Here is a 15943-nt window from a genome sequence, read left to right as displayed (position 1 = left end):
ACGAACCGGCCCACCACCTCGAAGTCCATGCTCAGCACGTTCTTCGTGACGGCCACGGCGATCCCACGGTCGCGATCGGCGCCCGCCCACGCCCGGGACCTGGACACCACGCTCCGCCCCCGACTCCACCAGCTCGTGAGCCCGCGCCGCGACCTTCTCCCGCACGTCGCTCATGCCGGTGATGACCGCGGGGGCGACCGGAGCTCATCGCCGCCGTGGGCCGCGACCAGCTCCGCACCGATCCGGGCCAGCTCCGCCCTCACCGAGTCGGGCCCCAGCACCTCGACACCCGCGCCCCACCCTGCGAGGTTCTCCGCGATCGACAGCGCCATCGGGGCCGCGATCCGCACCCGGGCGCGGCCGTCGTCCTCGAGCCCGAGCGTCGCGCAGTGCCGGCCGAACTGGTGGCGCAGCACGTGCACGTGCCGCTGCGGGAGCAGCACGACCGCTTCGACCAGCGAGCGACGCCGTTCCATCTCTCCGACGACCTGCTCCCACTCGCGGGAGAGGTCCAGGTCCGAGGGGCGCTCGGCCGGCTCGTCGGTGACCTCGGCGGCGACGACCCGGTCGACGCGGAACGTCCTGCGCCCCTTCGGGGTCCCGGCCACGAGGTACCAGTCACCGTCCTTGTCGACGAGCCCCCACGGGTCGACCGGCCGGTCGCTGCGCCGCCCCTGCCGGTCGGCGTAGCCCAGGCGCACCCGTCGCCTGCGCACGACCGCGTCCTGCAGGGTGTCGACCATCGCGGGGCGGTTGCGGTCGTCGCGACCCCAGCGCGCCGGGTCGACGACGACCGACTCGGCGGCGGCCTCGGCGTCGGCGCGGAAGGTGTGGGGGAGCGCCTGCACGAGCTTGCGCAGCGCGGAGCGGGCCGCGGGAGCGACCGCCGCACCCGGTCCGGCCAGCGCGAACAGGGCCGTCGCCTCGCCCGCGGTGAGCCCGGTGAGGTCGGTGCGCGCGCCACCGACGAGCGACCAGCCGCCGCCGCGGCCCGGCTGCGGGTAGACGGGCACGCCCGCCGACGACAGCGCCTCCAGGTCGCGACGGGCCGTCGCCACCGAGATGTCCAGCTCCTCGGCGAGCTGTGCTGCGGTGACGCGGCCACGGGCCTGCATGAGCAGAAGGGTGGCCACGAGGCGGTCGGCGCGCATGTCTCCGATATTCCCTGAAAAAGTGCTCAGCGGATGAGCACTTCACCCCGGCATGCTGTCCCCAGTTCCCGACCAGGAGGTTCCCGATGTTCCGCGGATTCGCCACCGTCAGCTTCTACGCCGACGACCTCGCCGCTGCCCGTGACTGGTATGCCGAGCTGCTCGGCGCGCAGCCCTACTTCGCCTTCCCCGTCGCACCCGCGCAGCCCGCCTACATCGAGTTCCGCATCGGCGACGACGAGGACGAGCTCGGCGTCATCGACCGTCGCTGGGCCCCGCCCGGCGCGGGCAACGCCCCCGGCGGCGCCGTCATGTTCTGGCACGTCGACGACCTGGAGGCCACCGTCGCCCGACTCCTGGGGCTCGGCGCGACGGAGTACGAGCCGATCACCCCGCGCGGCGACTCCGGGTTCGTGACGGCATCGGTCGTCGACCCCTTCGGCAACGTCCTGGGCGTCATGACCAACCCCCACTTCGCCGAGCTGCACGCCGCGCGGAGCCCGTCGTGACCGCGGCCGTCGTGGACATCGTCGAGGCCGTCGACCGGGCACAGTGGCGGGCCTGGCTCGCCGCCCACGGCGACAACGCCTCCGAGGCCTGGCTCGTCCTCGGCCGGGGCGGGTCGCCGACACCGCGCGTCGCGCATCGCGAGGCCATCGAGGAGGCCGTCGCGGGCGGCTGGATCGACAGCCTGGCCCGCCGCCGCGACGACGACTCGTGGCTGCTGCGGTTCACCCCGCGCAACCCGCGCAGCTCATGGAGCCTGGTCAACCACGAGATCGTCGCGACGCTGACCGCGCAGGGGCTGATGACCCCGCGCGGGCAGGCGGCCGTCGACCTCGCGAAGCGGACCGGGACGTGGTCGATGCTCGCCGACGCCCAGCGCGGCGTCGTGCCCGGCGACCTGCGCGCCGCGCTCGACGCCGCACCCTCCGCCACGTTCGACGGCTGGTCGCACTCCGCCCGCCGGGCCGCGCTGGAGCACCTCGCACGGGCGAAGCGCCCGGCCACGCGGGAGCAGCGGATCGCCGAGATCGTGGCACGCGCGACGGCGGACGCCCCCGCGCGGGGCCGACGACCCCACGCCGAGCCCGACCGGCCCGGCGCCGAGCCCGGCGTGAGACCGGTTCCGACCATGATCGAACCAGTACGGACCGAACCCGGCGGACCCGGCGGTCGGCCGTGCGGCGGCCTATCATGACGGTCGTCATGGTCGAACGGAGTCCTCGCGAGCGCACCGTGCGCAGCGCCGCCCTGCTGTTCCGCGAGCGCGGTGTGGGTGCGACCGGGATGCGCGAGGTCGTCGCGCACGCCGGGGCACCCCGCGGCTCGTTGCAGCACTACTTCCCCGGCGGCAAGGACGAGCTCGTCGCCGAGGCGATGACGTGGATGGCCGAGCGGGCGGCCCGGCCGCTGCGCGCGAGCCTCGACGTCGAGCCCCCGCCCGCACCCGCCGAGGTCGTCCGCGGCGTCGTCGACCGGTTCCGCGAGGTGCTGACGATCACCGACTTCCGCGGCGGCTGCCCGATCGTCGCCGGTGTCGCCGACGCGGCCTGGGAGAGCGACGTCGTCGCCGACGCCGCGCGGGACGCCTTCGTGCACTGGCTCGACCCGCTCGCCCACGCCCTGCGCCGCGGCGGCGTCCCGGCAGGCCGGGCCGAACGTCTCGCGCTGATGGTGGTCAGCGCGGTGGAGGGCGCGCTCGTCGTCAGCCGGGCGCGCCGCGACGAGACCGCGCTCGACGCCGTGCAGGAGGAGCTGGACCTACTGCTCGAGGCCCTCTAGGACGATCCCGACCGGGTTCGGTTCGGGGATCATGCCGCTGTGCAGCACCGCGCCGGCCAGGGGCGTGAGCAGCTCGGCGAGCCGGTCGGTCGCCTCGGCGCCCAGCGCCCGCCACGGTTGGCTCGCCGCGGCGTCGGTGGCGGCCTCGACGTCGTCGTGCAGGGCGCAGCCGGCGTCGGTGAGCGCTCCGTCCGCGTCGAGGAGGCCCGCGGCGCGCAGGTCGTCGATGCCCGACTGCCACGCCCCGTCGGTGAAGCGGCGCCCGGTCTGCAGCGCGGCCGGCTCCGACTCGTCGGCGGCGACCTTCACCAGGTGCGAGGTCAGCGGACCGATCCCGCGGGCGACCAGTACGGCGATGTGGCCGTCGCCGCGGTGCTCGCGCAGCGTTGTCGTCGCCTGCCAGAGCGCGAGGTGCGGCTGCCTGGGGCGTGGGAGGTCCTGGTTGGCGGCGGCGAGCACCCGGCCCGCGGTGTCGGCGGCCTGCGCGGCGGCCCAGGCGAGGTCGGCTGCCTCGCTGACCTGCGGGGATGCGACGCCGTCGGCACCCCAGACGCGACGCAGGGCTGCGTCGACGCCGTCGAGGCGGGCGGCCAGCGCCTGTCCCGGGCCCGCGACCGTCCAGGCCTCGGGGAGCGCGCGTTCGAGCCTGCTGGGGTGGAAACCGTGGAACGCGGCCGTCGCGACCCGGGGGCCGACCGCGCCGAGGGGTGCGACGCGTTGCGCGACGTAGCCCATCCAGAAGCCGCGCATGCCGAGCGCGTCGGCCGCGGCGCGCGCCTCGGGGGCGAAGTAGGTGACGTCGTGGACCGGCTCGTAGCGGGTCCACATACGGCGTGCGGTGTTGTCCATCCGTCCTCCGGGTCGCCGGGTATGACGAGCGTCATGATGCCTGACAACGGGGTGAGCGCGTAGAACAGCGGGTTATGACGACTGTCATAGAACGCCTCGTGACCGGCTGGACGTCCGCCACCGACGCCACCGTCCAGATGCTGGTGCGGGCCTGCTCGGTACGGTCGCTCTCCGAGCGCTTCGCCGCCCACCGGCTCACCCCCGACGTCGTCCTCACCCGCCACCGGCACTGGCTGCTCGCAGGTGACGCCGTCGTCGCGATGGCCGGCGCGCGACCCGTCGGGCTGCTCAACCTCGTCGACGACCCGCTGCGGCCGCGCACCACCGACCTCGCCCTGCTGGTCGTCGACGACGTGCAGCGCCGCGGCGTCGCCACCGGCCTGCTCGCCCACGCGCTCGGCGGACCCGCCCGCGCCGGCTGGACCGTCCGCGCCACGGTCCGCGCCGACAACCGCGCCGCCGTCGCCCTGCTGCGGACCCAGGCGCTCGGCCCCGTCCGGCTCGCCTCGTCCGACGCGGGCGAGCTCACCTACGAGATCGCGATCCCGGCATGACGATCGGCTTCCTCGGACTCGGTCTCATGGGTACCCCGATGGCGCTGCGGCTCGCCCGCGCCGGGACGCCGCTCGTCGTCTGGAACCGGACGCCGTCGCGCTGCGCGCCACTGCGCGAGGCGGGAGCCGACGTCGCCGCCGACCCCGCCGAGGTGTTCGCCCGCGCCGACGTCGTGCTGATGATGCTCGCCCACGCCGCCGCGATCGACGTCGTGCTGCACCGCGGTACCCCCACCTTCGCCGGCCTCGTCCGCGGTCGCACGCTCGTCCACATGGGCACGACCGCGCCCGGGTTCTCCCAGGACCTCGCCGCCGACGTCCGCGCCGCCGGCGGGCGCTACGTCGAGGCGCCGGTGTCCGGGTCGCGGGTGCCGGCCGAGCAGGGTGAGCTCGTCGCGATGCTCGCGGGGGACGACGACGCCGTCGCCGCGGTCCGGCCGCTGCTCGCCCCGACGTGCCGCGAGACCGTGCCCTGCGGCGCGGTCCCCGGCGCGCTGCTGACGAAGCTCGCCGTGAACCTCTACCTGGTCACGATGGTCACCGGGCTCGCCGAGGCCTTCCACTTCGCCGACCGCAACGGCCTCGACCTCGACGTCGTCCGCGCGGTGCTCGACGCCGGCCCGATGGCCAGCGACGTCTCCCGGGTCAAGGCGGCCAAGCTCGTCGACGGCGACGTCACCGCCCAGGCCGCGGCAGCCGACGTCGCCCACAACGCCCGGCTGGTCACCGACGCCGCCCGGGCCGTGGGCATCGCGTCCCCGCTGATCGACGTCTGCCGGGAGCTGTTCGCCGAGACGGTCGCGGCCGGGCGCGGTGCCGACGACATGGTCGCCGTGCTGGGTGCGATCGAGGCCCGGACCCTGTCGGGGGTCGCCCCGGATCCGGGATGATGGGCCCCGAGGAGGTGTGCGGTGTCCGACGAGGAGTTGATCGTCGCGTTCGCGCTCGTGCGCCTCGACAACCCGGGGGTCGACCTGGAGGAGGTCGCCGCGCTCGTCGTCCGGCGCCTCGGCGAGGAGGAGATGCTGCAGTTCGCGTCGCACTCGCTCGCCGCCCGTGACGAGCTGCGCGGCTCGTTGTTCGCGGCGGCCGTCGACCACGTGCTCCGGGTCGTCCTCACGATGCGCGGAGAGCGCGACTGACCGTGCAGGGGAAGGCTGCCGTGAGTGGCGTCAGGCCTTCTGCTTCCGGACGCCGTCGGCGACCAGGGCGAGACCCGTGCCGAGCAGCCACACGTCCTTGGCGATCGCGGTGCCCTGCTGGGTCGGGCGCAGGTTCGAGTGCATCCCCGGGGTGCAGCGCGCGGCTCAGGCCACCTCGTGGCTGCCGAAGCGCGCGGGACCGGCCGGTCCGTAGGTCAGCACGGTGACGCCGGCGGGCGTCGTCTCCTGGCGCAGCGGGCGAAGCGCGGCGGGCTCGTCGCCGGGCCGGAAGAACCGCCGACCCTCCCCGACGACGACGGGCGCGACGGTCAGCCGCAGCTCGTCGACCAGGCCCCTGCCGAGGAGCCATGCGCCGAGGCGGGCGCTTCCGTGCACCTGCAGCTCCCCGCCGGGCTGTGCCTTCAGCTCCGCGACCCGCGCTGCGACGTCGCCGGTCAGGATCGTCGACGGCGCCCAGCCGGCGTCGCGCAGCGTCGTCGACGCGACGTACTTGGGCAGGCCGTTCAGCCTGCTCGCGACGGGGTCGTCCGGGTCGGTGGCCCTCGGCCAGTCGCGGGCGAACGCCTCGTAGGTGCGACGCCCGAAGAGGAACGCCGCTGCCTCGCACGTCCACGCGGTGACGATCTCCAGGAAACGGTCGTCGAGGAACGGGACGAGCCAGCCGCCGCGGGTGAACCCGTCGGTGAGGTCCTCGTCCGGGGCGCCGGGGCCCTGGCACACGCCGTCGAGCGACACGAACTGCATCACGGTGAGCTTCATGGCGTAACGTACTACCACATGGTTGTAGATATGGGGGAGCGGCGATCCGTCGACCGGCTCTTCCACGCGCTGTCCGACGGCACCCGCCGCGACATCGTCGTACGCACCCTGCAGGGCGAGCACTCGGTCTCCGCGCTGGCCCGGAGCTACCCGATGAGCTTCGCTGCCGTGCAGAAGCACGTCACCGTGCTGGCCGAGGCCGGGCTCGTCACCAAGCGGAGACAGGGCCGCGAACAGCTCGTGTCCGGCGACGTCGACGCGCTCCGGCGGGCCGGCGCCGTGCTCGACGCGCTGGAGGACGTCTGGCGGGCCAGGGTCGACCGGATGGGCATGTTGCTGGAGGAGGAGAACGACTCGTGAGTGTCGTGTCGGTGGAGAAGGACGCGAGCGCACGGACGCTCACCATCACCGCGGAGTTCGACGCGCCCGCCGAACGGGTGTGGCGGCTCTGGGCGGAACCCCGCACGCTCGAACGCTGGTGGTTCCCGCCCGGCGTCACCGCGACCGTGCACGAGCACGACCTCGTCGTGGGAGGGCGTGTCACCTACGACTGCGCGACCCCTGACGGCCCACGCTCGGGCAGCTGGGCCGTGTCGCACGTCGACGAACCGCGCCGGGTCGAGTTCACGATGAGCGACCCGGGGGTGCCGTCGACGAGTGTCTGCATCACCGTCGCCGACCGGCCCGGCGGCACCCGCGTGACGATCCTGGTCCGCTTCGCCGGCGGCGACGACATGGAGCTCCTGCTGTCGCTGGGCTTCGACCGCGGGCTCTCGGCGGCGGTCGCGCAGGGGGACGACCTCCTCGCAGCGGAGTCGTGAGCGGCGTGCAACGGATGAGCCGAGCCGCTCGCAGGATCAGGCCAGCAGGGCGCGGGCCTCCGCCCACATCCGCGTGACGATCTGCCCGGCCGGTTCCGCGCGGGCGAGGCCCGCGGACTGGCCCGCCCAGAGGTTCACGCGGTCGACGCCCTCGGCGCCACCCCGGCGGAACCGCCCGACGAGACGCCGCTGCTGCGGGTAGGGCGCCGGGCGCGGCCCGCCGTCCGCAGCCCAGGCCTCGACGAACGGCGTCGCCACCGCCCGGCCCAACCGGCCCGAGTAGGCGCGGGTCGGAGTGGTCCGCTCCGGCGCGAGGCCGTCCAGCGTCGTCGACCACTCCGCGTCGATCCCCGCCTCCGGCGAGCGCAGCAACGCCGTCCCGACCTGCACCGCGCTCGCCCCGAGCGCCAGTGCCGCCGCGACACCCCGGCCGTCGGCGATCCCGCCCGCGGCGACCACCGGCACGTCGAGGGCGTCGGCGAACCGGGGGACCAGCGCCATCAACCCGACCGTCGTCGCCTCCGCGGCCGCCGGGTCGAACGTCCCGCGATGCCCGCCGGCCTCCATGCTCTGCGCGACGACGACGTCGGCCCCCGCGTCCTGCGCGGCCAAGGCGTCGTCCAGCGTCGTCGCGCAGGCGAACCACGCGATACCTCGCTCGTGCAGGCGGTCGACGTAGTCGGGCGCGAACAGGCCCATGATCGAGGACACGACGGTCGGTGCCGCGCCGAGCATCGCCTCGCACTGTGCGGCGAAGTCGGGACCCTCGGCGTCGGCGCCCGGCGAGCCGAAGGTCTCCAGGAACGCGGTGGCCGCGGCGACACGCTCGGGGGCGTCGACGGGTTCGTCGGGCAGCCAGACGTTGAGCTGCAGCGGGCCGTCGGACAGCCCGCGGAAGCGGGCGACCCAGTCGGCGATCCTGGCCGGACCGTCGAGGACGACGCCGTTCGCGCCCATCCCGCCCGCGTTGGCGACGGCCGCTGCCAGCTCCGGTGGGCACGCGCCTGCCATCGGGGCCTCCAGTACCGGCACGGTCGTGCCGAACCGCTCGCAGAATGCGGCCACCCGCGCCGTCACCGTCATCGTCAGCTCCTGTTCGTCCCGCTCGGTCCCAGGTTCTCACGCGAGCCCTGTTGGGGAGGTTCGCGCGGTTCGTTCTCGTTGCGTCACAAGGGATCCGCCTCACGGGAGGGCCCTCACCCGACGGTGGCAGTCTGTACCCGTAGGCCGTCGCGACGGGGGCCGAAGGGGTGGGTGGGGACTGTCGTGAGAGCTCCGACGGGCCGCGTGCGGACCGGGCTGACGCTGTCGCTGGGCGTCGCGGTGCTGGCGTGCATCGTGCTGGCCGCGTTGGTCATCGTGTCGCCACGACAGGCGGAGGCGCTCTCGGCCGGCATCGGTGGCGACGCCGCTGGACCGGCGGCGCCGGTCGCGCCCGTCGTCGCCACCAACGCCGACAGCGGCCCCTTCAACCCCGGCGACCCGTTGCACCTCAGCGTCACCGGCGGCACCATCGCCGCCGTCGCGATGACCGACAAGTCCGACGGCAAGCAGGTCACCGGCGACCTCGCGCAGAACGCCACCGAGTGGTCCTCCACCGGTGACCTCGGCTACGGCACCACCTACACCGTCGGCGTCGACACCCTCGGCCCCGACGGCAGCCGTCACCACGACGACCGCACCGTCACGACCCTGGCGCCCGAGCGGACCGCCTACCCGTCGTTCATCCCGCCGCCCGCGCAGACCACCGTCGGGGTCGGGCAGCCCATCGTCGTGCGCTTCGACCACGCCGTGAAGGACCATGCCACCGCCGAGAAGGCGCTGACGGTCACGTCGAGCCCACCACAGGAGGGGAGCTGGTACTGGCTGTCGAACACCGAGGTCCACTACCGGCCCAAGGTCTACTGGCAGTCCGGCAGCACCCTCACGCTCAAGGCCGACCTCTTCGGCGTCGACCTCGGCAACGGCACCTACGGCCAGACCGACCGCACCGAGACGATCCACGTCCACGACTCCTGGGTCGCCAAGGCCGACGGCAAGACCGAGCAGATGCAGATCTTCCAGAACGGCGCGCTGGTCAAGACGATGCCGATCAGCCTCGGCTCGCCCGGCTTCCCCTCGCACACCGGCCCGCACGTCATCTCCGACAAGCAGCCGACGATCACCATGGACTCCTGCACCTACGGCGTCTGCGCGGGCCAGCCCGGCTACTACAAGGAGCAGGTCGACCTGGACCTGCGGATCTCCGACGACGGCGAGTTCGTGCACTCCGCGCCCTGGTCGGTGGGGTCGCAGGGCGGGGCCAACGTCTCGCACGGCTGCGTCAACCTCAGTCCCGCCAACGCGCAGTGGTTCTTCGACCACTTCGGGATCGGCGACGTCGTCGAGATCGCCAACTCCGGCGGGCCGACGCTCCCGCTGGGCGACACCTACGGAGACTGGGAGCTGTCCTGGGCGCAGTGGCAGACGGGCAGCGCGGCGAAGTAGCGGTGCCGCGAACCGACGGGGCTGCGGAGTAACGGGCGGAGTCCGGCGCCGACCAGGCAGGAGTGACCCGTCAGCAGCGGTTGCTGCGCGGCCGTGTCGTCGTCGTCCTCGTCGTCCTGGTGGCGTCGTTCGTGCTGTACCTCGTCGGCTGCTGACCTCGGCCGGGTCAGGGCACCAGGACGACCTTGAGGCGGTCCGTGAGGTCGTGGTTCGACACGGCCGCCAGGGCTGCCGCCGCGTCGTGCAGGTCGAAGCGGTGGGTCACGAGGCGTTCGAAGGGAAAACGGCCCGTCTCCGCGAGGGCCATCGCGCGGCGGACCGCCGAGCTGTCGAAGCTGAACACGCCCTGCAGCCGGATCTCCTTGAGCGTCACGACGTCCATCGGCAGCGGTGTCAGCACGTCCTTGCCGGTGACCCCGCCGCTCACGACGGTCCCGGTCCGGCGGACCAGGTCCAGCGACGTGCGCAGCGCCTGCGGGCTGCCCGTGGTGTCGACGACGACGTCGGCCAGCCGCCCACCCGTCGCTATCCGCACGGCCTCGACGACGTCCTGCTCGCCGGCGGTGACCACGACGTCGGCACCGAAATCGGGGGCGAGCTCACGGCCCAGTACGTCGCGGGGCAGGCCGGTGGCGATGACCGTGCGGGCCCCGGCGGCCCGGGCGGCGGCGACGCAGCACAGCCCGATCGGCCCGACACCCTGCACGACGACGTCGTGACCCTGGACGACCCCGCCCCGGGCGAGCGTCCACTGCACGGCGTTGGCGATCGCGACGGTGCAGAGCATCCCGGTCTCGGCGCTCATCCCGGCGGGGACGCGGTGCACCACCGAGCCGGGCGCGAGGTGCATCAGCGGTGAGTAGGCGCCCCAGAGGTGCGGCGCGACGTCGGAGGAGGTGACGGTGCCGTAGCCGTCGGCGTTGTCGCAGAACCGGCTGTCCCCGGCCGTGCAGTACGGGCAGGCGCCGCAGGCCACCATCGGTTCGACGACGACCCGGTCCCCGGTCGCCACCCCCCATCGCCGCGCGGCCCGGGCGCCGACCTCCTCGATCCTGCCGACGATCTCGTGGCCCATGATCAGCGGCAAAGGCGTGGGGTAGCCGCCGGTGACGATGTCGACGTCGGTGTGGCAGATGCCCGCGATCTCCACGCGCAGGAGCCCGTCGTCGGGCCCGACCTCGGGTCTCGGGAACTCGCGTGCGACGAGCTCTCGCGCCTCGGTGAGCACCATGGCCTCGACGGTGTCCGGCATCGCGTCTCCCTCCGGGCGGGCTCCACGCCGAGCGCCGCCGTCGCGATCAGTGTGAGCGCCCCCCCGTGAGTGGCGATAGTCGCCACAGCGGCCGTCGCCACTCACGACACCCCGTGGGCCGTGCGCCGGGTGGTCAGCGGCCCGTCGTCGGGACGCCGCCGTCGACGTAGCTGGTGCCGCGGGAGACGCTGGCCGCCGCGGCGATCAGGCAGGCGACGATCGTGAGGATCGCGCCGGAGTCGCCGACGGGGAACGCCCCGCCGACGCCCTGCCCGATCCGCCAGGCCAGCAGCCAGATGGCGCCGGCGTCCGGGGTGGCCACCTCCGCATCATCATGCTTGCTTGACGCAAGACAACTACTTGCGATGAAGAAGGCGCCGGGAGGTCGGGGGACCGCCCGGCGCGTGGTAGGGAACGTGCGGGTCAGGCGGGCAGCGCGTCGGCGATCTTCGTCAGGACCGGGCCGTAGCCGGTCTTCGAGAACCGCTCGAAGCCGCTCATGGTGATCGTGTAGCCGCCCTTGCCGGTGACCGCGACGGCCTCGCCGCCGAGCTCCTTGGTGGCGACGTAACCCTTCGCCCCGGACAGGTCCGACACCTGGTCGTACTGCCCGCTCGCGTGCTCGCGCAGCGTGTCGAGCATGATCTCGCCGGTCGACGCGCTCGACATCGTGATGCTCAGCTGGGCGACGCCCTTGCCGTCGCCGAACAGGCAGCTGCCGTCGTCCTTCATCGGCTGGCCCACCAGTGAGGTGATCTCCGCGGCCGTGAACGGGCAGCCGGGGGCCGTGGTGCCGGCGCCGCCGCCGAAGGCGACGTCCTCGGAACCGGAACCGGAACCGGAACCGGAACCGGAGCCGGCGGAGCCGGTCGACACGGCGGAGGGCTTGGCCGTGCCCGAGCCGAACGGCAGTGAGCCGCCGAGGGCCCAGTACGCGGCACCGCCACCGACGACGAGCACAGCGATCACGACGACGACGATCGTCGCGATCGACTTGCCCGAACCGGACCGTGCGATGTGGGTGTCGCCGGAGCGGGACGGAGCCTGGGGCGGCGCGTAGCCCTGGGGCGGGAAGTACCCGGGCGCCTCGCCGTAGCTGCGCTGCCCAGGCATCGGCGGGCGGGGCGGTGGGGGCGGGTAGCCGTAGCCGGGCTGCTGACCGTGGTGTGCGGGGCCGTTGCTGTAGGGGGGCATCGGGAGTCTCCTTCCAGGGGGCGGGGGGCTCCCGCATGAGGAGAATCCTGCCGATCCGGTGGCCGGGTCTCGATCGTGCCGACCCCCGAGCCGGGTAGGGGCGACCCCCGTTTCTTCCCGCGCCGGGTTCGCCGCTGGCTCGGCGGGCCCGGGTGTCGTCGTTAGAACCTTGACTACGTCAGGCGTGCGCGATGACACTCGGACCGTCCCTCGACGAGGAGAGGTCCCGTGGCCCGCCTGCACGCCGTCCCGCCGCACGAGTTCGACCCGGCCCTGCGCACCACGCTCGGCCCCGCCATCGACGACCCCCAGGGCCTCGGCCTGCTGCGGGTCCTCGCCCAGCGGCCCGACGTCACGGACGCCTTCCTGGCGTTCCGCAGCGCGATGGCAGCGACGTCCACGTTGCCGCCGCGGCTGGTCGAGCTGACGCGGCTGCGCATCGCGTTCCACAACCAGTGCCGCAGCTGCATGGCCCTGCGCACGGCCACCGGTGCCGCGGACGGCGTCACCGAGGCCCTGGTGTGTTCGCTGGAGAAGCCGGACGAGGCGCCGGACCTGACCGACGCCGAGAAGGCCGCACTGCGCTACGCCGACCTCTTCGCCACCGACCACCTCGCCGCCGGCGAGGCCGTCTTCGACGACCTGCGCCTGCACTTCGCCGAGCCCGAGATCGTCGAGCTGGGCATGCAGATCGCGGTGTTCGTCGGGTTCGGACGGCTGTCGGCGACCTGGGACATCGTCGACGACCTGCCCGAACGTTTCCACGCCCGCGACGTCGAGGTGACGCCGTGGGGTTCCGACGCGGTCGTCGCCGACCACCGCTGATGACGCACCCGCGTCGCACGAGCACCGGGCACACGTCCGCCGTGGCGTGACGGCACGCTCGCGGGCAGGATCGCCCCGATGAGCAGCGCCGCGATCGAGGCCGTCGCCGCGGACCTGCAGGCCCGGCTCGACGCGATGCCACCCGGCCGGACCGCCCAGCGCGACTTCCTCGGGACCTACCGGCGCACGACGCTGGCCGTCGGCGAGGCCGTCGGCCGCGGGGTGTTCGAGGACCCGGCGTGGGTGGAGGAGTGGGACGTCGTGTTCGCGGGGTTCTACCTCGCCGCGCTCGACGCCCACCTCACCGGCGCGTCACCGCCCCGGCCGTGGCGGCTGGCGTTCGGGGCGCGGGAGTCGCTGCCGTCGCTGCTGCACGTGCTGCTCGGGGTGAACGCGCACGTCAACTACGACCTGCCCCAGGCACTCCTCGCCGTCATCCCCGACGCCGCGTTCGCCGACCCCGCGCTGATGGACCTGCGCCGCCGCGACCACGAGCGCATCGACGGCATCCTCTCTACCCGGGTGGCGGCCGAGGACGGCGAGCTGGCCGCCCGCTCGGCGCGCCGGCTGCTGGACCGCGCGCTGACCCCGGTCAACCGCCGGGCGTCACGACGGTTCCTGCGCGAGTCCCGGCAGAAGGTGTGGCACAACGCGATCGAGCTGCAGCGGGCGCGCCTCGCCGGGCCCGACACCTACGCGGCCCGGCTCACCGAGCTGGAGGTGCTGGCCGCGGCGAAGATCGCCGACCTGCTCGCGCCGGGGCAGGTGCTGCTGCGACTCTCGGTCGCCGGGTTCGGCGTGACGCTCCCGCCGCCCTGACCGGGCGCGCAACCGGCCGGCAGCCTCAGATCTCGATCCGGGAGCCCATCACGACGGTCCGTTCCAGGGGCAGCTTGAAGAACGCGGCAGGCGTGGCAGCGTTGTGCGAGAGACCGATGAACAGCCGTGTGCGCCACGACGCCATCCCGCCGGACCGGCCGCGCTCGATCGTCAGCCGCGACAGGAAGTACGACGCCGTGTCGGAGTCGAAGTCCAGCTCCTCGGACATCGACCGGCAGTCGCGCAGCAGCTGCGGGATGTCGGGCGGGTCCTGGAACCCGAACCGTGCCGTCACGTGCACGACCCCGTCCTCGACGTCGCCCAGGTCGTCGACGGTGAGCCGCTCGGTCAGGGGCACGTACGGCACGTTCAGCGACTGCACCGACACGATCACCACCCGCTCGTGCAGGACCTTGTTGAACTCGACGTTGGCGCGCAACGCGAGCGGCGCCGTCTGGTTGGTGGGGTGTGGGAAGACGGCGATCCCCGGCACCCGCGGCACCCGGTCGTCGCGAAGCTTCTGCACGAACTCGGGCAGCGGGCCCTCCAGCTCGATCCGCCTGCCCGTGACGATCTGGCGGCCGCGCTGCCACGTCGTCATCACGGTGACGACGATCGCCGCGATCAGCAGCGGGAGCCAGCCGCCGTGCGGGATCTTGGTGACGTTGGCGGCGAAGTACAGCAGTTCCAGCCCGCCGAACACGATGCCGGTGAGCACGAGCTGCCACGTCGGCCATCGCCACTTCGTGTGGGCGTACATCAGGAACAGGGTCGTCGTCAGCATCAGGGTGCCGGTGACGGCAAGGCCGTAGGCGGTGGCGAGCTTGTCCGAGGACGTGAACGCGACCATCAGCACCAGCACCCCGGCGAACAGGAGCCAGTTCACGGCCGGGACGTAGATCTGGCCGCTCTCGTGCGTCGACGTGTGCCGGACGGTGAGGTGCGGCAGGTAGCCCAGCCGCACGGCCTGCCGGGACACCGAGAACGCCCCCGAGATGACGGCCTGGGAGGCGATGACCGTCGCGAAGGTCGCCAGGACGACCAGCGGCCAGCGGGCCCAGTCGGGGGCCAGCAGGTAGAACGGGTTGTCGACGGCCTTCGGGTCGTCGAGGATCAGCGCCGCCTGACCCAGGTAGTTGAGGACCAGCGCGGGCCACACGATCACGAACCAGGACACGCGGATCGGCCGCTTCCCGAAGTGCCCCATGTCGGCGTACAGCGCCTCGGCGCCGGTGATCGACAGGACGACCGCGCCCATCGCGATGAACGCCGTGAACGGGTGGTCGACGACGAACGACACGATGTAGGTCGGCGACAGCCCGGCCAGCACCGTCGGGTGGGTGGCGATGTGTGGGACGCCCAGCACCGCCAGGGCGGCGAACCACAGCATCATGATCGGCCCGAACAGCCGCCCGACGCGGTGCGTCCCGAAACGCTGGGCCAGGAACAGCAGCGCCAGGATGCCGATCCCGATGGGCAGCACGAGGTCGGCGAGCCGGGGCTCGGCGAGCTCGAGCCCCTCGACGGCCGACAGCACCGAGATGGCCGGGGTGATCAACGAGTCGCCGTAGAACAGCGACGCCCCCAGCACCCCGAACATCAGCGCCAGCGCCGCGCGGCGGGGATGGGACTTCGTCGCCTCCCGGACCAGGGCGGCGAGCGCCATGATCCCGCCCTCGCCGTCGTTGTCGGCGCGCAGGATGAACGAGACGTACTTGATCGTGACGACGATCGTCACCGACCAGAAGATCAGCGACACGATCCCGTAGACGTCCGACGGTGTCGGCTTGACGGCGCCGTCGTCGATGGAGAAGACCGTCTGCATCGCGTACAGCGGGCTCGTCCCGATGTCGCCGAACACGATCCCGAGCGCGCCGAGCGCGAGGCCGGCGAGGCCCCCGCCGTGCGCGGCGGGATGGTCGGGGTTCCCGGTGGCCGGCCGTGGTGCGGACGGCGGCGGTTCGACGGGCTCGGGTGCCCCGGCCTCCGCGACGGCGGAGGGCTCTGCGTCGGTCACGCGCTCAGTCTGCACGGGTCGTGGGGCGCACCAGTAGCGATCACCGCTCCGAGCGGTGGGTGCCGTGCGGCACCACACGTGGCTGATCGCATACTTCCTGTTCAGCGGCATGGAGATCGACTCGCCGAGTTCCCGGATGCCCTCGGGCTCGGTCGGGTGCGGAGCCCGCCGGTGAACGTGTGCTGAGCGCGCCCGGGTGGCGCGGACGACACGTTCGAGCCAGATGCGGACGCGCAACACCCCCGGACCGTGGTCCGGGGGTGTTGT

General features: G+C 73.4%; 19 protein-coding genes. 11 read left to right on the top strand and 8 right to left on the bottom strand.

From position 1 onward, the window contains the following. Window positions 1-170: 170 nt before the first annotated feature. Window positions 171-1151: a YafY family protein gene (locus TOK_RS10285; RefSeq protein ID WP_098957560.1), complete on the bottom strand. Its 981-nt coding sequence runs from the start codon at window positions 1149-1151 to the stop codon at window positions 171-173. An 86-nt stretch (window positions 1152-1237) separates the two neighbouring features. On the opposite strand from TOK_RS10285, the gene TOK_RS10280 reads away from it, so the two are divergent. From TOK_RS10280 to TOK_RS10270, 3 genes are read left to right on the top strand one after another with little or no spacing between them, the layout of a single operon-like run. Continuing rightward, on the top strand, window positions 1238-1660 hold the full coding sequence (locus TOK_RS10280; protein ID WP_098957559.1) for a VOC family protein: 423 nt from the start codon (window positions 1238-1240) through the stop codon (window positions 1658-1660). Further along, a complete protein-coding gene (locus TOK_RS10275) occupies window positions 1657-2352 on the top strand; it encodes a YdeI family protein (RefSeq protein ID WP_253258293.1) in 696 nt (231 codons plus the stop codon). Before TOK_RS10280 ends, TOK_RS10275 begins: the two co-directional genes overlap by 4 nt. 8 nt (window positions 2353-2360) lie before the next feature. Further along, on the top strand, window positions 2361-2936 hold the full coding sequence (locus tag TOK_RS10270; RefSeq protein WP_216361918.1) for a TetR/AcrR family transcriptional regulator: 576 nt from the start codon (window positions 2361-2363) through the stop codon (window positions 2934-2936). Here the strand turns inward: TOK_RS10270 and TOK_RS10265 are convergent. Continuing rightward, the gene (locus TOK_RS10265) at window positions 2916-3785 is read right to left on the bottom strand and encodes a hypothetical protein (RefSeq protein ID WP_098957557.1); all 870 of its coding nucleotides are present in this window, start codon (window positions 3783-3785) and stop codon (window positions 2916-2918) included. The two genes, TOK_RS10270 and TOK_RS10265, sit on opposite strands and share 21 nt — an antisense overlap. 74 nt (window positions 3786-3859) lie before the next feature. Here TOK_RS10265 and TOK_RS10260 point away from each other — a divergent pair, with 74 nt between their 5' ends. Genes TOK_RS10260 through TOK_RS10250 form a run of 3 tightly spaced genes read left to right on the top strand, consistent with a single transcriptional unit; the run spans window position 3860 to window position 5481 of the window. Continuing rightward, window positions 3860-4339: a GNAT family N-acetyltransferase gene (locus TOK_RS10260; RefSeq protein ID WP_141566335.1), complete on the top strand. Its 480-nt coding sequence runs from the start codon at window positions 3860-3862 to the stop codon at window positions 4337-4339. After that, window positions 4336-5229, top strand: coding sequence for an NAD(P)-dependent oxidoreductase (locus TOK_RS10255; protein ID WP_098957555.1), 894 nt, complete (start codon window positions 4336-4338; stop codon window positions 5227-5229). Before TOK_RS10260 ends, TOK_RS10255 begins: the two co-directional genes overlap by 4 nt. Before the next feature lie 21 nt (window positions 5230-5250). Beyond that, on the top strand, window positions 5251-5481 hold the full coding sequence (locus tag TOK_RS10250; protein WP_098957554.1) for a hypothetical protein: 231 nt from the start codon (window positions 5251-5253) through the stop codon (window positions 5479-5481). Window positions 5482-5646: 165 nt separating this feature from the next. On the opposite strand, the gene TOK_RS10240 is transcribed toward TOK_RS10250, so the two are convergent. Continuing rightward, complete coding sequence (locus TOK_RS10240; RefSeq protein WP_098957553.1) at window positions 5647-6261, bottom strand: dihydrofolate reductase family protein; 615 nt, start codon at window positions 6259-6261, stop codon at window positions 5647-5649. An 18-nt stretch (window positions 6262-6279) separates the two neighbouring features. On the opposite strand from TOK_RS10240, the gene TOK_RS10235 reads away from it, so the two are divergent. Next, entirely contained in the window at window positions 6280-6621 is a 342-nt protein-coding gene (locus TOK_RS10235; RefSeq protein ID WP_098957552.1) for a helix-turn-helix transcriptional regulator, read from the top strand. Next, complete coding sequence (locus tag TOK_RS10230; protein ID WP_098957551.1) at window positions 6618-7082, top strand: SRPBCC domain-containing protein; 465 nt, start codon at window positions 6618-6620, stop codon at window positions 7080-7082. The genes TOK_RS10235 and TOK_RS10230 overlap by 4 nt, the downstream gene beginning before the upstream one ends. Before the next feature lie 36 nt (window positions 7083-7118). Here the strand turns inward: TOK_RS10230 and TOK_RS10225 are convergent, their stop codons facing one another. Further along, entirely contained in the window at window positions 7119-8165 is a 1047-nt protein-coding gene (locus TOK_RS10225; RefSeq protein ID WP_098957550.1) for a nitronate monooxygenase family protein, read from the bottom strand. A gap of 183 nt (window positions 8166-8348) precedes the next feature. Between TOK_RS10225 and TOK_RS10220 the strand changes: the two genes are divergently transcribed. Further along, window positions 8349-9569: an Ig-like domain-containing protein gene (locus TOK_RS10220; protein WP_098957549.1), complete on the top strand. Its 1221-nt coding sequence runs from the start codon at window positions 8349-8351 to the stop codon at window positions 9567-9569. A gap of 166 nt (window positions 9570-9735) precedes the next feature. On the opposite strand, the gene TOK_RS10215 is transcribed toward TOK_RS10220, so the two are convergent. From TOK_RS10215 to TOK_RS10205, 3 genes are all read right to left on the bottom strand, one after another. Continuing rightward, the gene (locus tag TOK_RS10215) at window positions 9736-10821 is read right to left on the bottom strand and encodes a zinc-binding dehydrogenase (RefSeq protein ID WP_098957548.1); all 1086 of its coding nucleotides are present in this window, start codon (window positions 10819-10821) and stop codon (window positions 9736-9738) included. Window positions 10822-10954: 133 nt separating this feature from the next. Further along, window positions 10955-11143: a hypothetical protein gene (locus TOK_RS10210; protein ID WP_098957547.1), complete on the bottom strand. Its 189-nt coding sequence runs from the start codon at window positions 11141-11143 to the stop codon at window positions 10955-10957. A gap of 101 nt (window positions 11144-11244) precedes the next feature. After that, window positions 11245-12015, bottom strand: coding sequence for a hypothetical protein (locus TOK_RS10205; RefSeq protein WP_098957546.1), 771 nt, complete (start codon window positions 12013-12015; stop codon window positions 11245-11247). 228 nt (window positions 12016-12243) lie between these two features. Between TOK_RS10205 and TOK_RS10200 the strand changes: the two genes are divergently transcribed. Then, window positions 12244-12840: a carboxymuconolactone decarboxylase family protein gene (locus TOK_RS10200; protein ID WP_098957545.1), complete on the top strand. Its 597-nt coding sequence runs from the start codon at window positions 12244-12246 to the stop codon at window positions 12838-12840. A 78-nt stretch (window positions 12841-12918) separates the two neighbouring features. Then, window positions 12919-13659 carry a DUF5995 family protein gene (locus tag TOK_RS10195; protein WP_098957544.1) on the top strand — a complete coding sequence of 247 codons (741 nt, stop codon included), beginning with the start codon at window positions 12919-12921 and terminating at the stop codon, window positions 13657-13659. A gap of 25 nt (window positions 13660-13684) precedes the next feature. On the opposite strand, the gene TOK_RS10190 is transcribed toward TOK_RS10195, so the two are convergent. Further along, window positions 13685-15676 carry a potassium transporter Kup gene (locus TOK_RS10190; RefSeq protein ID WP_098957543.1) on the bottom strand — a complete coding sequence of 664 codons (1992 nt, stop codon included), beginning with the start codon at window positions 15674-15676 and terminating at the stop codon, window positions 13685-13687. Between the last annotated feature and the right edge of the window lie 267 nt (window positions 15677-15943).

It is taken from the genome of Pseudonocardia sp. N23, assembly GCF_002583555.1.
GTDB lineage: Bacteria > Actinomycetota > Actinomycetes > Mycobacteriales > Pseudonocardiaceae > Pseudonocardia.
The sequence above is the reverse complement of the archived record's forward strand: the minus strand, read 5'-3'. Positions and strand labels throughout refer to the sequence as shown.